The sequence below is a fragment of the Paenibacillus sp. 1-18 genome (genome assembly GCF_000520755.1).
Classification (GTDB): domain Bacteria; phylum Bacillota; class Bacilli; order Paenibacillales; family Paenibacillaceae; genus Paenibacillus; species Paenibacillus brasilensis.
On the sequence record NZ_ASSB01000211.1, the window covers coordinates 1 to 707 of the forward strand.

The 707-nt window shown below is 43.6% G+C and carries 1 pseudogene; it reads left to right on the forward strand.

The window, feature by feature from the left end:
• Window positions 1–134 precede the first annotated feature (134 nt).
• Window positions 135–707, forward strand: a pseudogene (locus L693_RS0113380) (aldehyde dehydrogenase family protein); the annotation flags it as partial.

Here is a 707-nt window from a genome sequence, read left to right on the forward strand (position 1 = left end):
ATTGCCCTGGAGAAAGTTGCTTCTCGCAAAGTGTAAGTGTTGAGGATAATGAGGCCCTATCTGGTTTATAAAGTATCTCGGCAGAAAGCACGGATGTTTACCAAAAATTTCATATAGGAAAGGGAGATTGCACCATGAGTATGAATCCGGAATTGGAAAAAAACACGCTTTTTTTGGAAAGGCATGAAGCAATTCTGAAGTGCCTTAATTATTTGATCGAGCATCGGCAGGAAGTGATGGATATTCTCACCCAATTTTCATCCTATCGGGCCGCCAATGCAGAAATTGATTCCACCATCCTCACACTTCAAGGTGCTTTGGAGGAAGTACAGACCTATCAGCCAGGCTGGCAGCGTTCTATGGCTGTATTTATGCCTTCCAACGTCGTTTTGTACTCCTACGCATTATACCTTTTGATTCCGGCCCTGTACGTTGAAAAGATAGACTTTCGCCCTTCTTCTCACGTAAACGAGTACGTCAGCATGCTGCATGAAAAGCTCCAGGCTGTACATGGGTTACCCATCTATATTCGTAAAGTAAGTCAGAAGGTGTTTATGGAGAATTCCGTGATGCCGGCTGATATTGTGGTGTTCACGGGTAGCTATACCAATGCGGAGAAGATCAAAAAACAAATTCGAAAAGAACAGCTCTACATCTTTTACGGACAAGGAATAAATCCTTTCATCATCGGACCCGATGCCGATCTG